This is a genomic window from Acidimicrobiia bacterium (assembly GCA_041676705.1).
Classification (GTDB): domain Bacteria; phylum Actinomycetota; class Acidimicrobiia; order Acidimicrobiales; family SKKL01; genus Actinomarinicola.
This window is the reverse complement of the sequence record JBAYRL010000011.1, coordinates 23,958-47,095: the sequence shown is the minus strand read 5'-3', so window position 1 is coordinate 47,095 and position 23,138 is coordinate 23,958. Positions and strand designations below refer to the sequence as shown.

Annotated in this window: 20 protein-coding genes; 11 read left to right on the top strand and 9 right to left on the bottom strand. The window is 49.3% G+C overall.

Annotated features, from left to right (window positions below; translation table 11 throughout):
- Positions 1 to 1,294 (bottom strand): hypothetical protein (locus WC184_11940; protein MFA7478577.1); only part of this gene is annotated, 1,294 nt, incomplete at its 3' end.
- A gap of 794 nt (positions 1,295 to 2,088) precedes the next feature.
- Between WC184_11940 and WC184_11935 the strand changes: the two genes are divergently transcribed.
- A complete protein-coding gene (locus WC184_11935; GenBank protein MFA7478576.1) occupies positions 2,089 to 3,012 on the top strand; it encodes a sigma-70 family RNA polymerase sigma factor in 924 nt (307 codons plus the stop codon).
- Between the two features lie 127 nt (positions 3,013 to 3,139).
- Here the strand turns inward: WC184_11935 and WC184_11930 are convergent, their stop codons facing one another.
- On the bottom strand, positions 3,140 to 4,369 hold the full coding sequence (locus WC184_11930; protein MFA7478575.1) for an RIP metalloprotease: 1,230 nt from the start codon (positions 4,367 to 4,369) through the stop codon (positions 3,140 to 3,142).
- A gap of 250 nt (positions 4,370 to 4,619) precedes the next feature.
- On the opposite strand from WC184_11930, the gene WC184_11925 reads away from it, so the two are divergent.
- From WC184_11925 to dnaB, 3 genes are all read left to right on the top strand, one after another.
- Positions 4,620 to 5,498: a hypothetical protein gene (locus WC184_11925; GenBank protein MFA7478574.1), complete on the top strand. Its 879-nt coding sequence runs from the start codon at positions 4,620 to 4,622 to the stop codon at positions 5,496 to 5,498.
- A gap of 154 nt (positions 5,499 to 5,652) precedes the next feature.
- A complete protein-coding gene (locus tag WC184_11920; protein ID MFA7478573.1) occupies positions 5,653 to 6,984 on the top strand; it encodes a hypothetical protein in 1,332 nt (443 codons plus the stop codon).
- Positions 6,984 to 8,363, top strand: coding sequence for a replicative DNA helicase (gene dnaB, locus WC184_11915; protein ID MFA7478572.1), 1,380 nt, complete (start codon positions 6,984 to 6,986; stop codon positions 8,361 to 8,363). The genes WC184_11920 and dnaB overlap by 1 nt, the downstream gene beginning before the upstream one ends.
- Positions 8,364 to 8,539: 176 nt before the next feature.
- Here dnaB and WC184_11910 read toward each other — a convergent pair whose 3' ends face one another.
- Positions 8,540 to 9,055, bottom strand: a complete 516-nt coding sequence (locus WC184_11910) for a hypothetical protein (protein ID MFA7478571.1) — start codon at positions 9,053 to 9,055, stop codon at positions 8,540 to 8,542.
- 164 nt (positions 9,056 to 9,219) lie between these two features.
- On the bottom strand, positions 9,220 to 9,519 hold the full coding sequence (locus WC184_11905; protein ID MFA7478570.1) for a hypothetical protein: 300 nt from the start codon (positions 9,517 to 9,519) through the stop codon (positions 9,220 to 9,222).
- A gap of 143 nt (positions 9,520 to 9,662) precedes the next feature.
- Between WC184_11905 and WC184_11900 the strand changes: the two genes are divergently transcribed.
- Entirely contained in the window at positions 9,663 to 10,280 is a 618-nt protein-coding gene (locus WC184_11900; protein MFA7478569.1) for a hypothetical protein, read from the top strand.
- 62 nt (positions 10,281 to 10,342) lie between these two features.
- Here WC184_11900 and WC184_11895 read toward each other — a convergent pair whose 3' ends face one another.
- Entirely contained in the window at positions 10,343 to 11,263 is a 921-nt protein-coding gene (locus WC184_11895) for a hypothetical protein (protein ID MFA7478568.1), read from the bottom strand.
- A gap of 62 nt (positions 11,264 to 11,325) precedes the next feature.
- The gene (locus tag WC184_11890) at positions 11,326 to 12,270 is read right to left on the bottom strand and encodes a hypothetical protein (protein ID MFA7478567.1); all 945 of its coding nucleotides are present in this window, start codon (positions 12,268 to 12,270) and stop codon (positions 11,326 to 11,328) included.
- A 296-nt stretch (positions 12,271 to 12,566) separates the two neighbouring features.
- Between WC184_11890 and WC184_11885 the strand changes: the two genes are divergently transcribed.
- From WC184_11885 to WC184_11875, 3 genes are all read left to right on the top strand, one after another.
- Complete coding sequence (locus WC184_11885; GenBank protein ID MFA7478566.1) at positions 12,567 to 13,031, top strand: hypothetical protein; 465 nt, start codon at positions 12,567 to 12,569, stop codon at positions 13,029 to 13,031.
- 305 nt (positions 13,032 to 13,336) lie between these two features.
- Positions 13,337 to 14,044 (top strand): hypothetical protein, encoded by a 708-nt coding sequence (locus WC184_11880; GenBank protein MFA7478565.1) that lies wholly within the window; start codon positions 13,337 to 13,339, stop codon positions 14,042 to 14,044.
- 536 nt (positions 14,045 to 14,580) lie between these two features.
- A complete protein-coding gene (locus WC184_11875; protein MFA7478564.1) occupies positions 14,581 to 15,261 on the top strand; it encodes a TIGR00266 family protein in 681 nt (226 codons plus the stop codon).
- A gap of 255 nt (positions 15,262 to 15,516) precedes the next feature.
- On the opposite strand, the gene WC184_11870 is transcribed toward WC184_11875, so the two are convergent.
- A complete protein-coding gene (locus tag WC184_11870; GenBank protein ID MFA7478563.1) occupies positions 15,517 to 17,484 on the bottom strand; it encodes a hypothetical protein in 1,968 nt (655 codons plus the stop codon).
- Positions 17,485 to 17,632: 148 nt separating this feature from the next.
- Here WC184_11870 and WC184_11865 point away from each other — a divergent pair, with 148 nt between their 5' ends.
- From WC184_11865 to WC184_11855, 3 genes are all read left to right on the top strand, one after another.
- Positions 17,633 to 18,169, top strand: coding sequence for a hypothetical protein (locus WC184_11865; GenBank protein MFA7478562.1), 537 nt, complete (start codon positions 17,633 to 17,635; stop codon positions 18,167 to 18,169).
- 192 nt (positions 18,170 to 18,361) lie between these two features.
- Complete coding sequence (locus WC184_11860; GenBank protein MFA7478561.1) at positions 18,362 to 19,210, top strand: hypothetical protein; 849 nt, start codon at positions 18,362 to 18,364, stop codon at positions 19,208 to 19,210.
- Between the two features lie 116 nt (positions 19,211 to 19,326).
- Complete coding sequence (locus WC184_11855) at positions 19,327 to 19,755, top strand: hypothetical protein (GenBank protein MFA7478560.1); 429 nt, start codon at positions 19,327 to 19,329, stop codon at positions 19,753 to 19,755.
- 28 nt (positions 19,756 to 19,783) lie between these two features.
- Here WC184_11855 and WC184_11850 read toward each other — a convergent pair whose 3' ends face one another.
- Complete coding sequence (locus WC184_11850; protein ID MFA7478559.1) at positions 19,784 to 20,428, bottom strand: hypothetical protein; 645 nt, start codon at positions 20,426 to 20,428, stop codon at positions 19,784 to 19,786.
- 74 nt (positions 20,429 to 20,502) lie between these two features.
- Positions 20,503 to 22,896: a DEAD/DEAH box helicase gene (locus tag WC184_11845; GenBank protein ID MFA7478558.1), complete on the bottom strand. Its 2,394-nt coding sequence runs from the start codon at positions 22,894 to 22,896 to the stop codon at positions 20,503 to 20,505.
- Positions 22,897 to 23,138: the final 242 nt, after the last annotated feature.

Below are 23,138 nucleotides of genomic sequence, written 5' to 3'. Positions count from 1 at the left end.
AGCAGTATGCGTCGCCCCCTGTGGTCACTCCGCAAGTGTGGTTGCCAGCAGCGATAGACACAAAACTGTGACCACCAGACACTTTCACAGGTGTGTACTGATTGGTGGTGTTCCCGTTCCCTAGCTGACCTTGCCCATTGTAGCCCCAGCAGTACGCGTCACCGGATGTGGTTATCCCACATGAATGTTGGTAACCACCTGCGATAGACACAAAGCTGTGATTACCTACCACTTTGACTGGTGCAAGCTGATTGGTGGTGTTCCCGTTCCCTAGCTGACCATGGTTGTTCCAGCCCCAGCAATATGCGTCACCGTCGGTGGTTACCGCACACGAGTGGTTCGCCGCAGCAGCGATAGACACAAAACTGTGACCACCAGACACTTTCACAGGTGTGTTTTGAACAGAGGAGTTCCCGTTCCCTAACTCCCCGTTACCACCTAGGCCCCAGCAGTAAGCGTCACCGTCGGTGGTTACCCCACACGAGTGGGAGTTGTAACCTGCAGCAATTTCTTTAAAACTGTGATTACCTACCACTTTGGCCGGTGCCGTCTGGTCGGTGTAGTTCCCGTTCCCCAACTGACCACTAGTACCAGATCCCCAACAGTAGGCGTCACCAGCCGTGGTAATCCCACACGAGTGAGCGGCACCTGCGGCAGTTTGTGCCCAAAACCCTGGGTCCGGTTCAGGTTCTGGTTCGGTTGTGGTTGTTGTCGAGGTTGGTTGTTCTGGTTGGACGGTGGTGTTGTTGATACCGGGTATTTGCTTGTTGGTCACAGCCTCAGCCGGAGAAGTTTCACCAATATCAGTAAGGTTCGAGACACATCCACCTTGTATTGTGCCACTGTGAGGCGGGGCTGTCACCACGCATGCCCCGTCATCTAACGCCACAACCATTAACAAGGTGTTAGGAGAGCGGGAAAAGGTGAGCTCAGCCATCTCAGGCCAAACATCAGCCTCCGTGACCACTAGATCACTGTCATCAGCAACAACCCCAACGCTCATAGCTTGGGAGGGTGGCCAATCTTCTAACGCTCCCATCACAGCATCGAGACCAGCCTGGGTGTCCCAACGATCCGCCCCCGATATAGCTAGCAAAGCTTGGGCTTCACGTGCTAGAGATTTGAGTGCTGCGAGTTCTGCTTGTTCTCGGGTTTTGTTAAACACGTTTTGGAATGACACGAACGCTGCGAACACCAGAAGCGCACCCACCACTAAACCCAAAATGATTTCTACAAGAGTTAAACCCCTACGAACAAAGGAAGGGTTAGCGGGTTTTGGTGTGGATGGTGACATGCGGGTTTATTGTCCTATCACCCTCACAAATAACTAGGAGCCCGATTTGTGGTCACCGTGTTATGTTGTGTGCCCGCCAATGTTTGTTTTTGCTGAGAAACCTTCTAGTGACGGTTACCAACACCAGTTGTGCCTGACACCCCGCAGCGTTGTTGTGTTTCTAGGTATAGGTGTGGGTGGTTGGGGAAACGGTTTGCAAGATTTTCAAACGGGGCAGACCCCCAAAGGGAGGGATGTGTGCTGATGTTACGCACGTCGAATGTGGTCTGTGCAGATTCGGGGTGGTTCACATCTTGTGTGATACTCTGACAGCTCTAGTTAGTGAAATGTTATCTACACCAAGCGTTGGTCGTGTGTAACCCGTAGCTTCTACCTAATAGCTACTGCTACTGCTAACAACACATCCTGTGAAAACACAGTATTAGTGGGTTGTAACAGTTCCAAATCACAACTGCTACTACACGGTCGCTAGTTAGCGGTTTTGGGGCGATACTGGCAGGTTCTGCTTAGCAACGTGTTAACTGTTTTGTTGTTAAGTGTGTGGTGTTACACCAATTTGTGACACGTTGTGTATCGCAACAACCTAGTTTTGTTGCCTGTTGCTACCGTGTAGCAACCCTCGTTGTTTGCAAGCCAGTTGTTGGTGGAGAACCGAGAATAGGTTTGGACGTTCGTCTAGTTTTTGTGTGAGGCGGACAACTATCACAATGCACTCGTTTGGCCAATGCGGACCAATGGTGTTTCGTGACAGTGTGCCATGACCTACCTTTTTCGGTTTCTTTCCAGGAGTTTCCATGGCCACCAAACAGCTTGCCCCTCAAACCCCGGTTTCTGCTAACGAGATCGACTATCGCGACGAAAATATCCAGTTGTTTCGTCAACGTGACGCTATAACAGCGCAGATTCGTCAGCTAGAATCCTGTGAGGAGCTTTCCGCTGCTCAAACAAAGCTGCTCAACCGGTATCGTTTGAAACTAGACCGGGTAACTGGGCAAATCATGGAACTTAACATGCCACTTGTTACCCATGTGGCTAGCCGGTTTACTGCGAACGCTAGCGAACAAGACGCCGCGGATTTTCATGCTTCGGGTGTTATTGGGTTAATGAAAGCAATCACCGATTTTGATTTGACAAGATCACGTTTCGGGTCTTGGGCGTACATGCCGATCTTGAGAGAAGTTTTGCGGGCAGTGCATGACGCTGATTTTCAAACTATTTCCCAATCCGATTTCGAGAACCGTAAAGCGGTGCTGGTCGCACAAGAAGCGTTACGTTTAGCGGCCGAAGCATCAGGTATTCACGGGTACAACCCAACTTTTGACGAGATCGCAGCCGAGTCGGGAGTACGTATCCGCCAAGTCCGCCGAATTTTAGAAGCCCCGAAACTTACAAGCTGGCATTCTCCGGTTGGAACCGATCAGGACACAGAGCTTGGCGATCTGGTTTCCAACATGGATGACTCCACAGAAGATTTGGTCCTGACAACCATGACTTTGACTGCTATTGAAGATTATGGTCTGCCGGTTTTAACCGCCCGAGAATGGTTTGTTTTAGCTCGCCGTTACGGGTTAGACGGGGAACCACCTGAAAAACTGGAACAAATTGGTCGGGCGTTGAACATGTCCCGTGAAGCGATCCGTCAATCTGAAAACAAAGCCAAAGCTAAGCTACGCCACCCAGTAGTGTTGCGTCGTATTTACCGTCACGGACGTGACTAACCCCTCCCCATGGTTTAGATACCCTTTAACACCACACAAGGCACCTTGCTACGAGGTTTCCTTGGGTACCGTGGAACACAACCCACCAAACAGGTGTGTATGTGTGTTTAGGTGTTGTGTTTGTTGTTTAGAACGGGTTTGGTAGGGGTGCTACAACATCTAGCCATAACGCTGAAAGGCTCAACAACCCGAAAAGAGCGAGCGTGATAACTGCTACCGGGGCGAGTTTGTTAGCATCAAAAACTACGGGGCGGCGAGTGATACGTTGTGCTACCCATTCACTAGCAGCCACCACAATATGACCCCCATCAAATGGAGGTAGGGGTAACAGGTTTACAACCCCTAAAGCAACAGAAATCAGACCAATCAGCATCACAATTTCGAACAGCCCTGAATCTGCGGCGTGGCTCGCTACTGTTACAAGCCCAACTGGTGACAAGAACCGTGGGGTGTCCGGGTCGAGTTCTGTTGGGTTAGTAGCGTTCAAAGCTAACTTGTGTGGGGCGCTAACCACTGTTTTAAAAGCCGAGAGGGTTGCTGTAGAAACCTCAGAAATAACTTCGACTGATAGTTTGGCACTTTCAACAAGACCAACTCGTGTCGAGGAATGGATTGTTTGGGTTCCAGTAACACCCCACTCCTGGCCATAGGTGTTGATCTGCTCAACCTGGTTGTTTGTGAGACGGTCCCCTACTTCAAGTTCAACAGCTGCCTGTGTGCCAGATGCTATTTCGGTTACTAAATAATGTTGGGTCGGTACCCCAACCACACCGAAACCAACACTAAAAAGAAGAATCGCCATTAAAAGGTTCGATGCTGGACCTGCGAACACGGTCGCGATACGCCCAAAATGTGACGCTGCACGATAGGTTCCCGCTTCCTCATCCGCAGGAACGTTTTCTCGTGGTGTCATCCCCCGAAACTTTACGGCACCCCCAGCAGGGATCGCTCGAAGTGACCAGGTAAATCCGTTGGGTCGTGTCACCGCAAAAACTTGTTTACCGAACCCTACTTGGAACTCGGTTGGTTTCATCCCCGCAGCCCGACCCACCCACAGGTGAGCTAGTTCGTGTATAACGATTAGACCGACTAGCCCAACAACAAACACACCTAGGAACGGTACCAGCCCCCCGAACCATGTCCCTGCTGCTACCAACACTCCTAGGAGCACCGCTGATGGGGTGTGCCACGAATATTTGTTCCCCAGTGTTTCAACCTTTGATGTATTGTTGGTGTCGGGGACTGTTGGTTTAGATGTGCTGTTTTTGTTTTTAGCCCGGTTTGTGGTGTGCGGCATTTGTTGTACCGTCCAAAACGTTTTAAGAACCGCCACGATGACCCCACCTTGCAACATCATGTGAGCCGGTTTAAACACCTCGGGTCATAGGCGGGTTGTTACACCACCATGTGACACACCTCTTTGTGTTAGCAGCCACCAACCTTTGTTAAAGACACGAGGCTCGCTAGATAGCGTATCTGGTGTTTCACAGCACTATTAGGGGTTTCTGAGCCGTTGTGGATGTGGCTGTGAGAACGTTGGGAGTTAGCGGTTTGGGTTACAAACAGGTTCTGTTGGGGATATGTAGGTGGCTCTAAGAGTGCCTGCCATGGACAGAACAAAAGATTACAGAGACCGGAACGAGATGTTTAAAGCTAAACATCTCCAGTTGTTACAGGTTTTAGAAACAGCTGTAACAAACCAAGACCAACGCCTCATTAATAGGACACAAAGTAAACTGAAACGGCTAGAGAACGACTTTCTCGTAGCGAATCAGGCTTTTACCCTTTCTGAGGCGCGTCGCTATTCCCAAATGTTTCCCCAAAACGAAGCTGACTATGCACAAGACGCTGCTTTAGCGTTGTGGAACCGGTTTCTAACTTGGGACCCTGCACGTGGCACCCTATCAACTTGGGCACGAGGTGAGGTTAGAGGCGCTGTGCATCGTTCTGCTCGTAGAGCTGAACGTCCTGAGCTGTCGTTACCTGACTACACAGCAGCGCCTAAAGTGTCTCGTGCGGTGCAACAGTTGAAACACCAGTATCAACTAGCGAACCCTACCGGGAACATTCCTGAACCTACCCCGGAAGAGATCGTCGATTTTTGTGACGGTGAAGTTACTCTTCCCCAAGTTAAACGGCTGCTAATAGCTAAACCGGTGACTTTAGAAACTTCGTCCAGTAGCGACCCCAACTTTACGATTGGAAGCATTCTGGAAGCAGTTTCTGAAACTTCTGACGGGGAAGACAACTACGCTTTTTCTTGGGATATGCTCGCAGAAATAGCGGACAGTTGCCGCCCCGCAGCACTGTTTTGTTTCTTAGCTGAAACAGGGTTCGCTGGTAGCGAACCGCAAAGCCAAGTTACCGTCGGCCAAATCTTGAATTTGGGACGTGAAACCGCACGCCGGTTATCTAACGAGGTGAAAACCAAATATGCTGAACATGTTGTAACAACACTGAAACTAACCACGAGTAGCAGTGCATAAAACCACTACTCACACACTGGTTGGTTGGTGTGGCTCAATAAAATGTTGCAGTTCAACGTGGCACAGAATCTTTCTAGGTTCGTGCCACGTTTTTGTTTTCTGACCCGGTTTGTGCTGGGTTGCCAAAACCTGTGTTCCAAGCACGTTACTAGCTATGTTTTCTTCTACCTTGTTGCCGGTAGTAGCCCCTTTGATTGGTGCCGCTACCGGTTTTTTAGCTGCCAAAATCGCGCCTGCGCGGACCAAAGCCCAATATTTGTATTACGAACCTAAAGTTGAAGAAGCTCTGATCCGTCAGCTAGTTGAACACAACAACCCCAAACCTTATATAAACAAACTTTCCTCTGACGCTGTAGTTTCCCCTAAATACCGGGAAATTCTTCAAGATTTAGGTGACCTGCCAACCTTTGGTGATACCGCTCTAGAACCTGCAGAAGGTTCTGATAACGCAACAGAAGAGACGGCTACCACAAGGACGGTGTTGGGGGTAGAACCTCAAAATACGGAGTTGCCCACCACACTAGACAGCCCCTCTAGCTCTGAAGAGATAGATGTGTCAGGCGACGGGTTGGGTGTAGAAGACCACCCTATAGTTGTTGGCCGTTCCCATGTTGTTGCTGTGTCACTCACTGTAGGGCTGCTGCTTTTGTTAGGGCTAATAGGGTTCGGGTTCCTATATTTAGGTGTGGGGGTCGCAACAGTCGCGACGGTGTTAGGTTTCGTCGTTCCTCTCAAAAACGAACCTGACCCAGATAGTTTTGAACATGATATAGAAGCAGCTGTGGATGCTTTGAACATGGTCGCTTCAGCACGTAACGTTTATGGTGGTGCGTGCCCCCCAACGGAAACAGGAAACGAAACCAGCCCGTTGCAACGCCATGTTAAATACAGTCGTGGACGTGTTGCGTTGGGGGTATTGGTAGGTACCTTGTTTATGGGGTTTGCTGGTTTTGTGGTGGGAGACGGCTGGTTTGGTTGGGTAAGTGTGCTGGTTTTAGCAGCTCTTACCGGTATTGGTTTAACATTAGCGTTTGTCGATCATGACACGCTGCTGGTAGATATGCCGCTGTTGATGTTTGTCGGGCTACCCCTTGTCGTGGCAGGTATTGCCGGGGTGGTAGCAAACCAAACCATAGAGGTTATGTTTAGTGTGCTAGTAGCATTGGGTGTCGCCGGGTTCTTGTGGGTCGCAGGGAAACTTGGGGAACTGGTTTTAGGTGTAGAAACCGTTGGTGCTGGTGATCCTATCGTTATCGCTTTTTGTGCGCCGATACCAGCGATCGTGTTTAACGACCCTATGATTTCAGTTCTTGTTTTGTTCGCCGCGGCGATGACCGCTTCCCTCTGGCGAGTACCGCTGGTGTTGATGGGTCGGGTAGCTCGTAACACTCCGTTTGCTTTCGTGCCTTATTTAGTGTTGGGATGGCCTCTAGCTGCTTTGGTTTCTGTTTCTGGGATACTAGGGAACGTTACGGGCGGTCTCTGATGGGTGATGAACGTTACATACCAGCTGATGTTGATGCTGAACGGGCTGTGTTGGCTGCTGTATTAACCGCCCCCGATGCTTTAGATGAAGTTTTGGATGTGTTAACCCCGGAAGTGTTTTCGGTGCGGGCCCACCAAAACATTTATTTAGCGGTCTTAGAATGTGAAGCACAAGACCTTCCAGTAAACCAAATTATGGTCGCTGATCAGCTTCGTAAAGCCCGGCTGCTTAAAAAATCTGGGGGCCCAGAGTTTTTGGAAAGCCTTGTCGAAAACGCTGTATATGTAGAAGATGTCGCAGCGCACGCCCAGCTTGTAGCTGACAAAGCAAAACTTCGAGAACTTATTGTTGTTGGTCAACAAGTCGCACGAGCTGCGCTAGCGGTTGACGCTGAAGCCGACACGGTTTTAGAACAAGCTGAGACCGCTGTTTTTGCGGTTGGGGAAACCCGTTCGGGGTCCTCAATGGTATCGATAGCAGAAGCGGCACCTGCGGCTTTGTTAGAACTTACCGCTATGAGAAACTCTAAACTTGTGGGGGTTTCAACCGGGTTTGAAGATTTGGATCGTATTACCGCTGGTTTTCAAAGCGGACAGCTTGTTTTGATCGCTGGGCGTCCTGGTATGGGTAAATCTGCGATTGCGTTACAGATCGCTAAAGCTATGGCAATACATTCAGGAAAAACAATACCCTTTTTGTCTTACGAAATGAGTACGAATGAACTCATGTCGCGACTGATCAGCGCTGAAGTGCAATACGATTTAGCTTCTTTACGGTCTGGGGTGCTCCCCGCTGGGATAGATCGGGATTTACAGTTAGCTGTTGAACGTTTGTCTGGGTTGTCTTTGATGATTGACGACAACCCTCCAGCATCAATCAGTGGGGTTAGGGCTGCTATAAGACGTTTAGCGCGGCGAAGAGAGCTGGGTGGGTTGGTGGTAGATTACATCCAGTTAATGGAAGGGGAACGTAGATGGTCCGGCGCGAACCGTAACGAAGAAGTTTCCACTATTTCTAGAGGGTTTAAACGTTTAGCTAGCGAACTTGATATCCCTGTGGTTGCGTTATCACAACTTTCTCGTGGTTTGGAACAACGAAACGATAAACGTCCCCAACTTAGCGATCTGCGAGACTCAGGGGCCTTAGAACAAGACGCTTCTACCGTTTTGTTTGCTTACCGTCCTGTTGTGTATGACCCTTCAGCAGATGAACGAGCCGCTGAGCTTATTGTCGCGAAACAGCGGTCTGGTCCTACTGGCACTGTACATTTGGATTGGGATGGGGGTACCACCAGTTTTTGTGATGTGTCCCCTCAGATAGCCCAAGCTCGAAGTGTTGCGCGTACCCACAGTGCTAGATCTTTAGCTCCGGTGTTCTAAACACGAACCGAACTTGTTTTAAGTGGTTGTGGGTGGCTGTCAGCTGGGTTAGCGTCCGCCAAGAGAATGTGGTGTGTTGTATGTTGCCCAAAACCACCCCCTACAAAACCGGTCTTTTTATACAAAAGATACGGTCAAGGGTGGTTTTGGGAGAAGAAAAATATGTTTCGTGAAAGTTAGTTTGTTACTGCTTTTAGCAGGATTTCCATTTTGCGGACTGTTCTAGGTTCTTTACCGATTTCTAGTTGGGCTAAAACCCACAACGCATCCAAAATAGTTGCCCATTGTGCAGGATCGTTACCTACAAGATATCCGGTGTTCGTGTTATCCTTGTTAGCTGCTGCTACTGGTATCGAACTAGCAGGTTCATGGTTGGGCACACCAACAGCATGTATCCGCCATTGATCTGACCCCATGTAACGCACCCTGAAGGACAACGTTTTTATCCGTGTGTAGGGAACTCGGGCTCTTCCTTCTAACCACGACCGCGACAGCTGTTCATACAGCCTGTCCGGTAAAATCGTGTCGCTACGAGCCACAAGTTCTTTTCGTTTTTGACGTTCCGCTGTTAACCTGTACAAACCTGATTTGGTTTCTTTAGTTAACCTCACATAAAGCGTGCGGGAAATTTTGTGTCGTTCGCCAAGCTGCCACGTAGTTGTGTGGTCAGCGCTACGGTAGCTTTCAGTCATTACACTGCTTTCGTTTCGCTACGGGTTACCCAAAGGTTGGATAACTCCCATAACTTTTAAAGCGGCGCCGACTAAACCAACTTGTTTTGCAGCTATGTTGAACGTAGCGTTACCACAAATGACCAGCCAATATTGTTACGGCACGAACCTGGATTCTAATGTGGTTAACGGACCCGTACTTTAAGGTGTTTTACCTGGTTGGTGCTGTGTTGTTGCAGTTCATATAAAAGCTCATCGGAATGTAACACCAGCAGAGCAGCGTGTTGTTGTGTTGGGGTGGTGATTGTCAGTGTCCCCCATTGGAAACTTGTCAGAGTTGCTGTGATACCAAGCCGGTCAAATATTGTGTTAAGTGTTTGTTCGGTGAGGTCTCGTTGTTCAATGGGGGCCACACCAAAACTGTTAACAATGCTGGTAAGCGCATCTGTGAAAGTGTTGAACGGTTGTCCTAGAGGTGTTTCCATATCGGGCACCGTTTGGTAATAACACCACCAAGCAATCAAGTATCCCCCAACAGTATTTACAAGACGGTGGTGGGAGTTGTCACGTTTTGGTGGTTTAGCAGGTGTTTGTTTGCGTTTGTGGTTGGGGTGGGCACATTGGTGGTATGGATAACAACTCTCCATTTGTTTTTTGTGTAGATCTTGATGGTGTTGTTGGTAAGTACCATGAAGCGTTTCGTGGTTATGTAGCCCGCTACAAAAATTTGGATCCGGCACAGCTACCAGAAGCAACTAACTGGGATTTCGCGTTGTCAGGGTGGCCTATCTCGGGTCGGGACGAATATTTAGAGTTACATGCGCGTGCTGTGGAAGAAGGCATGTTTGCTTCGATGGAACCTATCGAGAACGTGTCCGAGGTGTTGTGGAGACTTTCTGATGACGATATTTGGATTCGGGTTGTCACCCACCGGCTGTTAATCAAAGGGTCTCATGCCCAAGTCGTTTCAGACACCGTAGGATGGTTGCAACAAGATGTTGGGGGACGTCCAATGGTTCCCTATCGTGATTTGTGTTTCGTAGCCGAAAAACCTGATGTGGGTGGGCATCTCTATGTGGATGACGCACCACATAACATAACTAACCTTCGTGCTAGTGGGATTAACGCTGTCGTGTTTGACCAGCCTTACAACCAGCATTTAGACGGGGATCGTGTCACTAACTGGTTGTCGTTAGAACAATATGTGCGTAGCGCAGCGCAAAAACATTATGAACAACAGTCATAAACCAACAACCACCAAACAAGCCACCGGTGTTGGCACATATTAGGGAGGTCGCTGTGAAACTTTTATTTCAGGTTTCGAACGGTTTTGATGTAAGTGTCTAACACAACTGTGGCTATTGGAAGGTACCGTGACATCCCAACCCGGCTTGTGTTAACTGTTTGTAACGTGTTGGTGGCCCACAGATGAATTTCAGGGTTTAACTTTTCGCTAAACGATAACACCGCTTCGTTTTCGATGTGTTTAAACCATGCCAAAGCTATTTCGATTGTGGGAAGGTTGGTGAGGGTCGCTAACTGGTTGAACAACGCAACTGTAGCTTCGGTGTGGGCTGCTGGGGTGCTGGTAGGAAATAACTCAACCAACTCGGTTGTTAACCGTGCCAGTTCGTCGAGGTTGTCAGACTCAAGAAACACGGATACCAGCGAACCCCAAAACCTGGTTACAGTCTGTATCTGGTGTGGGTCTAAGATAGGGTTGGCGGTCCCCAAAAGGTTTCCAAGCCAGTTGGACACATCTTGTGTTGTGACTGTAACCGTGTTCCCGGCACGGCTTTGTAACGCTGGTGGGAGAAGAGCACGGTCGGTGGTTGTAAAAATGTAGGTCGCTGGTGTTAGTGGCTGTTCGAGTTGTTTCAAAAACCTGTCTAGGGTTCTTGGTTCGGTACGTTCCGGGTTGGCGACTACCACGATTTGGTGTTGGGTGTTCACATATTTTGTGGTGGTTTCTAGGATTGTGTTGAGCTCTTCAACCTTCCATCTGGTGTCGGTGGGTTGATGATAGCTGTAGACCCCCTCAGGGCTGTTGTGCGCTAACTGGTTGGCTACCCACTGGTTTAGGTTAGGGTCGTGACCTTCGATAACGATCAATGCTGTGCTGGGAAGAAAAGCTGCCGTGTTTTTTATTTGTTCCCATGTTTTGTTATCTAGCACAGTCGTGTAATCAACCAGGCTTGTCGATTGTGGGTGGGGTGTTGGGGTTTGCATAGCCTTAACTGTGCAGTGTTTCCAAACAGTTCAACACTAGGTGCCCACTAACTGTAACGGTTTTAGGGTTGGTTGGTAGGTACCAGTATTTCTGTGGGGTGGGCCGTGTGGGTTTCAATGTTTGGGTTAGCTAGTTGCCCGTATTGGTTTTGCCCGTTGCAGTACAGCTGGTTGTTGGTGTTTAGTTGGCATGTGAAGTAGGCACCTGATTTCACTGTTTGTGGTGTGAGTGTGCTTGACAGTTTTATTGGGGTTGTTGTTCGGGTTTCTAAAGCCATGTTGGTACCTAGCTGCCCGTAGCTGTTAGCCCCCCAACACCAAATAGTGTTGGTAGTACTTACCCCACAACTTGATACCCAACCCACTGAAACCGTACGAAATTTGTGGTTCCCTGACACTAAAGTTGGGGTTGGTTGGCTAGCTACACTGTCTTCGAAATTGGGGGTGTCGCCCAGCTGCCCATGAAAGTTTTGTCCCCAACACCACACATCTTGATCGGTGGAAACAGCACAGGTATGTAACCAGCCGGCACTGATTTGTGTGAATGTTTGGTTGGTGACAACTTTGGTGGGGACAGGGTTAGGGTTTGAGGTTTGGGTGTTTATGTTGTGACCTAGCTGTCCGTGAATATTCCAACCCCAACACCAGGTGTTGTTGTCAAAATCTTGTGCGCAGCTGTGATACGCCCCGGCCGTAACATTTTTCAAAGGCGCTGGTTGGTTTACTTTCACTGTTTGTATTTTGGGGGTGGTGGTGGCGTTGTTTAGCGGGTTTCCAAGTTGCCAATAGTTGTTATAACCCCAACACCAAAGGTCACCGTTGTTGATACGTCCACAGCCATGCCCCGCCCCTAAAGCTCTTTCGGCCCAGTGCCCTTCTGGGGGTTCTGGGACACTCAGGTCTAGAATCGGGGCGACACCTTCCTCCAAAGCAGCGTTTATCGTTTCTAGGATGGTGAGTCCTACCGTTTCCGGTTCGGTTACACACCCGCCTGGGGTTGGGCCCATAGTTGGTATGCTAACCACACACCACCCGTTGTTGGTTGTTGCTGTGAGGACCAATATTTCAGGGGTGACCACAAAACCGATTTCGTTGTTAGTGGGCCACTGGTTGGGGGTTAACGCCAAGAGGTTACCAGCTTCTACATGCGGGACGGTTGTTGCTAATATCACATCCGAAACAGCGTCTTTAACGCATGATAGTTTAACTATCTAAACACCTCGGACCTTAGCGACCTGTTATTAGAACCGGCTAGTAGGTTGGTTGGGACGTGTCAGTTTAGGTGGGGGCGAGACTAACAAACATGGTCCCCGAAGTTGGTCGACATACCTGGCTAAACACCATTGTGGGTAGTTTGGACGCTGCTTTTATGTTGAGCGAAGAGGAAATGTTTTTTGCGTCGTTGTATATACGCGATCTTCTAGATTTGTTGAACATTCCCGGTCGTACTGAACCCCGAGCATTCCCAGCGCCCATTGTGACCGAAGCGACTAGCGGTTTGTATGCCCATAGTTTAGCTGAGATACGTTCGGTGGGGTTGGTCCGCAAACCTCTCGCAGCGGGCCCTAGCGATGTGCGGGTTTCGCTCGAAGCTTGGAGGCAAGCTTTTATGGGATTGTTGCTTGTTTCCTACCCTGATTTAGCACCTAATGAACAGTTGACCGCAACGAAAGTTTTTGACGATATTCTTTTAGCGTTAGGTGTCCCAGACCGTTTAGCTACCCATTTTCCAGACACTGTAGTACGTGCCCATCTAACGGGCGCTTAACACCAAACACGTTCTTACAACCAAATCTACTGTACAAACAAAACCCATCACCCACCGTGTTGTGGGGGACACAAACTCGTTAAAAACGTTTAACGTTTGCTGCTCATCGAGCGGTTTTATATGTCTAGATCGTTGGCCTTATCTAGAACCATGTCGTGTTCGTTACGGTGCGGGTTGGCCAAAACCCCCGTACATTTTGTAGAAAGTTTTGTTTGTTAATGTCTAATGGAGGTATCTCCACTGTAGCCCAGATCTCTAAAATCTATAGGGATACAGATAAAAAACACCCAAATATTTTTGTTAGTTTGGATGCTCTTGGTCGCCCTGAGCTGGTTATGGGTGACATGTTTTTGGATGGTGTTCACCCAACGGTCACCCAACGAACCTATATTTGGCAGTATTTCGAAGGTCGTGGTTGGCCATTGACCGCGAACGAAGAAACCATTTTTGTTCGCCAGCTACGAAAAATCGCGGAAAACACTACCCAGGAACCTTCCAGAAGCGAAATCACCGCGGTTCTAAACGGGATGCGTTGCGGTCTTTCCACAACAAATTTGTTGGAACAAGTACCTGGCCTTTGTCCTTCTAAACTATATGGGGCGTACCGGTTTTTAGCGCAACAACTCCGAACGTCGTTAAAAGCTTGGGATTCGATTGTTGCGGAAAGTTCTCTTTCCAGTTTAGAAGTTTGGGGTGACAACGCCGCTAAAGTGTTACCGAGCGTTATCAACCAGATCCAAGCATATTCCGAGTTTGCTAGCACCAAACAGCTAAGCAAACGGATAACACACCTTAACAACAATATTGTGACACACGGTGTGCATGCTTTACAGGTTGAGCATTGGATGGCAACTTCTAAAAACACGATCACTAAAGCCGAGCTGGGCAGATTCCTGTATGACCCCTACCAGGTTGGGGTATGGTCGCAAGCCTATTTTCTGCCGACCAGGGTTGGTGTGCTAACCCCAACAATTGTTAACAACCTGTTAGAAAACACAGCGTCTGCGATCTGAAACATGTGTGCCAAACTAGTGTTGTACGCTCCCCAACAACTTTGACGGACGTTAGAGAAATGGGGGCAACTACCAAAGTTTCTGTTTCTATAGCGATTATCTTAGCAAGTGTCACCGGTGTGATGTGGGTGTCACACGATATTGAAAGCTGGCCCGCTAACCTGGTGTTAGGGATGATTATCTCTGGCCTAGCTTTAGGTGTGTTTTGGGGGTGGCTGTGGTCCTCCCCCAAAGTGGGTGGGTGGAGCGCAACAGCAGCCATTAGCGTTGCGTTCGGGCTGTTGTTCGGGTTGGCTAGTGTAGTTTGGTCGGTTGTTGGTGGGCGAAACACCACTTTCGAACATGTTTCCCAAATTGTTTTCGCTGCGACACTACTCGGGCTGATACCACTAGTTGTGGGTGGCCCTGGGGTTATGTTGTACCGGGTTTGGCAAAAAACCAGCACACCTTTGCGTAGATTGTTTTATAGGGACACAAACCAGAAACAACACAAAAAATAGTTGTCCAGATCGCCAGGTGGTGGCGATGCTGTGGCTATGCAGATGCAGCTTGAATGTTCACCGTCGTACACTTTGGCCTACTGCTATTTAGCTTTAGGTGAAACCGTTTATGTTGAGTCTGGTGCGATGGTGATGATGTCTGAAGGTTTAGAAGTGGCTGGTGGGGTTGGTCCTGGCGGGATTAGTAGCGCCGCGGTCCGTAAAATATTTGGTGGGCAGAACTTTATGATGGGGCGTTACAGCGCCACCCATCAAGGAGCTTGGGTAGCAGCAGCACCCCCTTATCCAGGGGATATAGCGTCAATAGATTTACAGCAAGAAACGTTCCATGTGCAACAAGGTTCTTTGTTGGCTGTGTCCGAAAATATTGATTTTGATGTGAAGTATGCTGGGGTGCGTAGCATAGTGTTACGTGAAGGGGCAACGATGCTACGCCTTTCCGGTACCGGCCAAATATTGGTAAGTTCTTTTGGTGGTTTGCAACGTTTCGATCTGGGTGGTGAAGACCGTTTAACAGTAGATACAGGCCACCTGGTCGGGTTGTCTGACACTGTAGGGTTACGGGTCGAGCCTTTATCTGGAGTTAAAACTTCAGTGTTAACCGGGGAAGGTTTAGTAGCACGCCTAAGTGGTCCTGGTACAGTGTTTGTACAAACCAGAGCTGAACAAGAGCTACGCTCATGGCTTGCACCCCATAGAGCACAACGCACCAACTAACACCCCCAACCCCATACCACCACACCCTATCCGGGAGAGGGTTCAGCTATAGGGTCTGTGTTTATGTAAGGTAGGTAGCCTACCTAACCATACTTCTTTGAACTGTGTAACGTTGGTTTTACCTAAACGCTTGTTTTGTTGCTCGACGGCAGCCATAAAACCCCAGCCCAACAAAGTGTCAACAACATGAAGGCCCACTGTGTTATTACAGGGGGCCTTCATGTTTGGTTGAACGTTTTTTAGGTTTGGGTGGGTTTAGGAAGCTTCAACTATTTGGAAGTTGTCTAAAGCCCCACTTTGAGGCGGTGTTCCACCGCTACCCCGACCAATACCGTGTAATGTTCGTCCGCCAGTGTTGGCTATTTGTCGGGTGATAGTTTCTGGTCCTCCGTTGGAAGTAACCAGGTAGTTATCCCCTACTACAGTAACTGACAGGCTGGTGGGTTGGTTGGTGGTAGCTACTGTTTCTAGTTGTGTCAGGGTACCTTCTACCATTTGTTCTAACACAAGGTCATAGTCGGTAACAGTAGAGTTTGTTACTGTTCTGGTTGAGGTGCGTTGCTGTGTTTGGTAGTAGGAAGTATTCACATAGGTACGGGTTTGGTATTCGTACCCATAGATTGGGGTGACGGATCGGTTATCTCTTTGGGTGAAATACACAAACGAGTGGTTGGGGTATCCAATGGTGGCGCAGTAGTTCATTGGGCGCCCAACTTGCGCGGCTTGAGCGGCGGTCATGTAAGCGTACTGTCGTCTTTGGGTTGCGTAGGGTCCCACAAAATCTGTTTCACCAACTTTAGAAAAGTCGGTGCAATGGTTGGACATCCCAGGACCGGTACCTTGGCTGATCCAGGCGCCTACGTTGTAACCCACGATCGTGTAGTACGAGTTGCATTCCCGGTAGCCGGCTATGGGGGTACATGAACTGGTTTGTGACCAGCCTGTCCAATACCCAGAAGGCACATACACTTGTTGGCATTGTCGGGCTGTGGTGTTGGTAGCTCCTTGTGCTTCTGCTACACAGGACGCAATGTTTGACCATGCAGACCAAGCTGACCACGGGCTGTAGGTAACTATTGGTGTGGTTGTTGTTTGGGTACGGGCTTGTACATAGTTGTTTTTGTTTTCGGCTCTGACGATTAGAGCGTCGCCGGGGGCGACCTCAGCGCTTAGCGTGACGTTTTCAATCCAGGTTTGTACAACAGCGGCCGGGTTAGTGTTGGTATCGCCGCCGTTAGCGTTTTGGCCGTTGGTTGCCCAACTACCGTTTAATACTTGCCATGGTAGCGAACCTGTGCTGGTTGTTCCTAGGGTTGGGGCGGTGCGGTTAAAATCGTCGAAGATAGTGTTGAATGGTGTCGCTGCTGTCACTAATTCTGACGGTAAAGTCATGGTCGGTCCGTGCGCTACTACCTGGTAGGTGTAGGTTTTCGCGGCTTCGGTGTTATTGTCGAACCATTGGTAGGTTTCTGGTGAGAGTGACGCTACTTCTATGTTGTCACGTAAAATTTTGTAGCCATCAAACTTTTCGCCTGAAGCTGCGCTCCAGTCAAGATGGATAGTGTCATCGATTATGCTATGTGTGACGGTGGGGGTGATGATTTGGGGTGGGCGAGGATCGTTTTGTGTGTCTTTTGGTCCTTCTAGGAGTGTGTATGACCCACAGTTGTCTTGCCAGTCGCGAGTCACCCAGGACGCATAGGTTGTTGTGGCATCCCCTATTGTTTGGGCGCACCGGTCATTGAACACTGCGGCGATCGACGCGAAACCTGCGCTGTCTATAGAAGCAACAGCATAGGAAACCCCGTTTTCAGTTCCGGCTTGTTTTTGTGTAGCAGGTGTGACCGGTGGTGTGGCGTCTAACACTACCCATTGGCTTGTAGCGGCGCTGGGCCCGCTCGGGTAGGTAGCACTTATTACTAGGTCGTTGAAAGCGTTTTCAATGTGTTCTAAGGTGAGATCGCTTTTAGTGAAAGCTGCAAGTGCTTGCGCTTCTCGTAAAACAGCCCTGATCGATTGTTCAGCGAGACGGTCACGGGACCGTTCAACAACGATACTGTAAACCACTACCGATGTGGATACCAGGACTGCTACGACCACTAGGGATAACACGATATCTAGAATGGTGAGACCTGTTTTTGGGGTGGTTGTTGCCTGGGGACGCGAAACACGTACCCGTTTTTTGTCACCCTTGGTTGTTTGAGGGGGGAAAACGTTTCTCACAAACCTGACTTTCACAAGCGTTGCAACATGTTGTATAGGTAGCTACTGTCCTTGGCTTAGACACAAAAACAAGTAGTTATTTATGGTGGTGGTTTGTTGTTTAGCTGGTTGTGAGAATAAATCAGAGGTGTTGTAACAATGCTGGTCAATGACTTCTACAACTGGCCCATCCACATCTACCAAACCAACAGGGCGGGTATCGCTTAACACGTTTTTGCGGGGTGTGATCGCGACAATGTTGGTGGGGGTTGTGGTTGTGTTGGGACTTATTATGTGGATCGTGGCCCGCCCGTCCCCCACCGATCCAGGGACCGGTCTGAACGATAATAGTGTTATTAGCGATACTAGTTTGTTACCTACACCAGATAACCCCACTAAAACCGCATCTAGTGTCGTTGCACCTACTTCTGGTTTTGAGGATGGTGACGAACCCGCAGGTGTCGCAGATGTTTTTGCGAGCCCAGAATGTGTGGCAACAATTGAAAAGTTGAACAGTTTGTTCGAGGCCCGTTACCTCAATTTTGATAGTAGCGTTGATGACAATGTTTTGGGTGCCCAGATCGGTTTAGTTGGGGAGCATTGTGGTGAGGCTGATGAACGTTTAGCGTTAACCACAGCGAAAGATTGGGCAGCGAAATCAGACGGTGATATTTCTTGGGAAGATACTGAAGCTAACCCGTCCTAGCTGGTCACAGACCGGGCCTGTTGGGTGTTAGCTGGTGTTAAACAGTTTTAGTACCCAACATTTTTGTGGCACACATCTTAAAGTCTTGTTCCCTGTAGGTTGGTGTAGCGGCGGGTTGGGTTGTGACGTTTTTCCTCTAAGGGTGTCGGTATCGCAGCAACGCTTGTGATATTGACAAACGAGGAGTTTTCTATGGGTTTAAAGGTGTGGTTTAGCACTGACCGTTTATTTGGCGGGTTTGATTGGCCCGCTTTTAAAGCTGGTGACGTTGAACAGTTGGTTTGGGTGTTGCGTAGGTGTGTGGGTGCTACGGTTGTTGTGTTGTTGTTTGGGACAGGTTCGTTTATTTTGCCTTGGGTTTCTGTTAACTCACAGATCGTAGGTTTAGACGCCCCTAACACAGCGGCACAGCAGGTTACTGTCAGCGGTTCAGTTTCCGGTTTCGGGTTGAACGCTGTTCCTTTAGTTTCGCCAGGGTTGGTCGCCGCGCAAACAAGTTTCGCTGAAGGGTCTCATGTTTGGACGGTGGAAAGTCCTGTGCCGGTAACTTCTGGGTTTCCGGTGTTAGTTACTGTTGTGGGGCTTGTGGTGGGTGTAGCGGTTGGGTTCAGCACACAACAGTGGTTTTATGTGTTGCCTGCTTTAGCTAGTGGCGTGTTGTTGTTGTGTTTGCCGGATTTACCAGCGCCTGGGGTGCTGCTTGTGTTTAGCGCAACAGCGGTTGTTTATGGGGCTGTAACCCAGATAGCTTTACTTGGGTTATTAGGCGGATTTTTAGCGTGGAAAGCCTCTACCACAGGGTCTGTTTTGGTAGCTTCGAATCTGAACTTTTTGGGTCGCCCGGCTTGGGGTGCTCAAATGTTTGGGTTGGCGTCAACAGCAATGTTTATTGTTGCTTTGTTGGTAGCTGGAACTCTTTGGTGGTCGCATCGTTTAGCGGCCCGTGATAGTGACAACCCTGGTTTTTGGGGTGTTGTCCGGCGGGCAGCTGTTGTTACGTTAGCGAACGCTCAAACCGAAGTTTCTCGTAAAAAGTTGTAGTTTTGGTTGTGTCAACATGAATATCACCTCTTTTGAGGGTGAACATGTTGGCACAACTTTTTTTGTTGCGGGCCTGTTTAGGGTTATTTCAACGGTTTCCTACACGATAGGTCGTTATGAGACGTTTCCGTGGGTTAATGTTTGTTGAGATTGTGGTGGTGTTGGGTGTCCTAAGCATTGTTGCGGTGTCTTTGATGGTCGCTAATCAAAGGTCGCTTTCCCAAGCTGAACAGTCCCGTGTTGTGTCGGTGTTGTCTGCGGTGGCGGTCGCTCAGATAAACAACTTTGGGGAGACAGGTAGTTTTGTAACAGAACCAACTAACTTTGGGGCTGTTGAAGGGGTCGGTTTGGTGATGGGGCCTGTCGTTGAGCCTGACACAGTAGGCATGTTTTTTGGGGAACAGGGCCGGTTGGGTTTAGTGATGCTATCTGAGTCGGGGGTGTGTTTCGGCCAAAACGTTGTGGTAGAACATGGTGTTGTTGGCCCGGTTGAACGTTTAGGGGCCGAGGTGTTATGCGACCCTCAAAGCATACCTTTTTCTTGACGTGGTTTGGCAGCTTTTTGGTTTCGGGTTAGGGCTGTGGGTCGTATGTTAGGGTGAGTTCGATTATTGGACGCTCATCTGGTTCCGAAGACACGAACCTTACTGTGACGGGCCGGTTGTGGTCATCTAGTTCTAGTTGTGTTTCTTTGATCCCGGTAACGATTGTTTTGATAGCTTCCGGGTCATATACCCGTGTAGGGTCTCGGTGTTCCAACACTTTTTCTATGTTAATGTTAGAGGTGTAGCCCTTTGGTGTGGCTGTTGTGTTTTGGGTTGTGACAGCTAGTTTGTTTAGGAAGTTACACAGGTTGTGGTCGGCTAACACTTCAACGACAATCCAGGATTGCGGGTTTTGTTTGTCAAATTCGATTTTAGTGGTTGGTACCGGGTCGTTGTTGGCGTAACGCTTAAATGTGCCGTCACATTTTGTGGGGTTGATGTCGCCTTGTTCTACTAGAGCTAGTTTGTCACCGTCCCAGACATGCAGCGAGATTTGTGTCGCTGTCTGTTTTTGGAGGGTGGTCCCTGCGTTGTCCCAAACCGGGTCGGTTTCTATATGGGTTTTGGGGTTGAGTGTGGCCCATACAAACATTGCTGCGATGCTGGTGGTGATAGCTAGCAACGCTATCCAAATGTAGGCTGGTATTTCGGGTTGGTTTGGGTGTTGGTCCATATCGCCAAAGGTGTGTTGTGTTGCAAGTTTCGCAACTAGCTGTCTTTGGTGTGTGTCCAGGGTTTTGTTGGTTTTTAGGGTTCGAAGTCGGTGAAGTGTTCTTCTGGGGTTGTGATGTCACATTGGGTGTGAGCGTCGGGGGTTTCGGTGTCTAGGAGATACATGCAGTCGTCTTCAATGTCGGTGTTTTTGTTGCGGTTTTGGTGGCGGTGGGCTGTGTTTTTGGCGTGGGTTTTGAGTTGTTTAGCTCGGGCGGTTTCGTTTTTCCGGTCTTTTTCGATTTGGTCGATTTGGGTGTTTCGTTGGCCGGTTAAAAGGAACACTAGGTCACCGAACGAGGGGTGTATTTGGGTTGTGTCTATGTGTTGTTCCCGGTCAACTATTTGTGAGATTAGTTGTGTTTTTTCGGCTAGGATTTCAGCGTAGCGGTCATCTATTGTGCCGTTGGTGCTGGTGGCGTGAAGGTAGATGATATCAACATTGTTGGTTTGGTTTAGCCGGTATACTCGGGCTTCGGCTTGGGCGAGCGCAGCTGGGTTGTACAGGTAGTCGCAGGTGATCCAGGCGGTGCCTGTGGGGGAAAGTGTTAACGACTCGGCACAGGATTGTAAGGTGCCGATGAACACGTCAACTTTGGGGTTTGTGTGGAACTGTTTTTCTGCGTCTAGTCGTTCCGCTACGGTTGATGAGCCCCAAATGCCAACGGTTCCTAGCCCAGCGGTTTGTGCTTGTTGTTGGAGTTCTTTCCAGGTTTGCCGGTTGGCGGTGAATAGGACTGTTTTGCGGCCCATTTGAGCGAACTCGGCTGCTAGGTCGATAGCGGTTTCTACTTTGGGGTTTGGGCCTGGGACACCTGCTGCGGATGGGCAGGAAACGATTTGTCTCATTTTCATGAGTTTCGCGAAGATATGGATCCGGGTTGTTTCGTTGTTGTCGAGTTCTTCTTGGGCTTCGTTTTGTAACGCTTCGAGGGCTTGGCGTTGGTTGGGGGTGAGTGGGACCAGGACCCGTCTTACTGTTTTGCCGGGTAGTTTCACACCGGTGTCACCTATTTTTCTGCGTACCATCATGGTCGCTAGGTGTTCTGCTACTGCTTCGAGCGGGTCTCCGGGGTAGATGTCGGCTAGGTCTTTGCGGGTTGCACGTGGTTTCCATTCTCCTGGGTTTAGGAATGCCCCGATGGGTAGGAGGTCTTCTACTTTGTTTTGGAGGGGGGTTCCTGATAGTCCTATTCGTTGGGGTATTGATGCAGCAAGTTGTCGTAACGCTCTTGAGCGTCGCGAGTTTGGTGACGCGATTCTTTGTATTTCGTCTGCTATTAGCCCACTAAAAGGTATTGTTTCTAGTAGCTCGGTGAAGGCGTGGAGACGGTCATAGGAAATGATGATGGCGTTGTGTTGTTGGGACGCTATAGTTTCCCACGCTGTTTTTGGGGGGTCTGACGCTAAATAATAGGTTTGACCTATTTCTTTTAGTTGGTGGTCCCACGTTGAGAATGCTGCTAGGGGCGCTACGACAAGTAGTGGCCAGATTTTTAGGTGTTCTACTAGTGCGAGGCTAACGGTTGTTTTACCAGATCCCATGTCTCCTGCTAGGAGCACTCCGCCGCTTGTTTCTAAGATTTGGAGTCCTCGGGAGGCGTCTTTGGCTTGGAACGGGTAGAGGGTCCAGGGCCAGTTGGGCGGTGTTTTTACGGCTGCTGGTTTTTGTTGTAGTTGCCTTATTTTCTTTTGTAACTGTGGTGATAGGTCGATTCCTGTTTGGGTGGTTAGGTGGTGGCCGGCTAGTAGCGGCATCCGATATTTTCCGGTGCCGGGTTCTCCTGCGTAGGCAAGGGCTGGGAGTCCTAGGTTTTCTAGAAGGTCGGGTTGGGTGGTTTGTATTTGGATAGCTGTGCCTGCTAGTCCGGCTACCGCAAATTTGGTGTTGGCGGTGTCTAGTTTTTGTGTTACTAGGTGTCGTGCGTCAGGGTCGATATTTATCGGTATTTTTAGGGCAATGATCGCGGTGACTGCTGTCCAGGGGGCGTCTCTGACTTGTAGGTGGTGGGGCCATTTTTTTGATGCTGCTAAAAGTCTCCGTGATTTTTTGTATACGTGGAGTGGGGGTAGTCCTAGGGTGTGGGCCCATTGGGTGCGAGCCACGGCGAGGGTGGCGGCATCTAATGTGATTTTGGCGGGGGGTCGTACTGTTAACAGTTTTGCTAGGTGGCTTGTTGGGAAGATTGTTTTACGTCCCCTTGTTTGTGTTGGGGGACCTATGATGGTTGTTAACCAGTGCAGTGTGCGTTCTGTGTTTCCACCTAGGACCGCTATTGCTTCATAGGGTGAACGTAGATATATGTCGATGTCAATGTTTGGCGGCGCAGCGAACAGTTCTGTTTGTTGTTCGTTAAGGCTTTGTTGGGCTTTACGGGTCCGTACAGATATTGATGTTTCAAAATCGAGGGGTAGCTGCCCTTGTACCATCCAAAGTCCTGTTGTTGTGTTGGTGTGAGGGTTGTGTGAGGGGTTTTAGGTAGCGTCGCCCCGCTGTCTAGGAGTGTTGAGGGCTGGGTTGGGCTGGTTAGACACTGTTGTTTTTATGGTGTCACCAAATGTTGACGGTGTTAATGTACACAAAAGTAAAATACGGTCCCCGTTTCGATATCCGGGTGGGAAAAGTTGGTTAGCACCGCAGATAACCCAATGGGTTGGGTCTTTTGGTGGCC